1 protein-coding gene is annotated in these 573 nt (G+C 60.4%); it reads left to right on the top strand.

What is annotated here, in order from left to right; translation table 11 throughout:
* A partial coding sequence (locus J5M56_RS23925) for a hypothetical protein (RefSeq protein WP_207937933.1) occupies positions 1–216 on the top strand: 216 nt, incomplete at its 5' end.
* Positions 217–573: the final 357 nt, after the last annotated feature.

The following is a 573-nucleotide window of genomic DNA, read 5'->3' as shown; positions in this document are numbered from 1 at the left end:
AAACAACACGAACCCGAGATGATTGTGGCTGCTCACGAAACCGGGCGCGACGATTTTCCCGGCCGCGTCAAGAATACGATCGGGTGCGGGGTGCCGTGTCGCCACGGCCGCAGTGTCTCCCACATCCGCAATGCAGTTGCCGTCCACGAGCACGGCTCCGTCGGTTATAACCGTACCCGCATCGTCTCCACATACGACGATACCGCCCGTGATTAAGGTGGTTGCCCCCAATTTGCCTCTCCAATGAGAATTGCGCGCGTGCCGCGCATTCAAACCTGGTAACCCAGCCTCTCGGCGAGGTATCGAGATGCAGGTCCCAGCCTGATGACGCGGGGCGCCTGCTTCCATCTGTCGACGAAGTCCGGGTCGATCCGGTCGTGCTCGAAGAAATTCGGCGCTGTCACGTTAGCGGAGTATGTTCACAAGGGGCGGGGGCGCGACCTGCATGTTTCATGCGGCAGACGGATTCTGGGTGACCTCGGTAAATTCACGCCACGTCGAGAAGCGTACGGCGAGGTGTTTGCGATAAAGCGAAGCACGCAGCAGATGCCGCTTCAGGGCGAAGTGCTGGCG

This window comes from Pseudomonas sp. 51_B (assembly GCF_017491595.1).
GTDB classification, from domain to species: Bacteria; Pseudomonadota; Gammaproteobacteria; order Pseudomonadales; family Pseudomonadaceae; genus Aquipseudomonas; species Aquipseudomonas promysalinigenes.
This window is presented reverse-complemented; position numbering and strand designations above follow the sequence as displayed.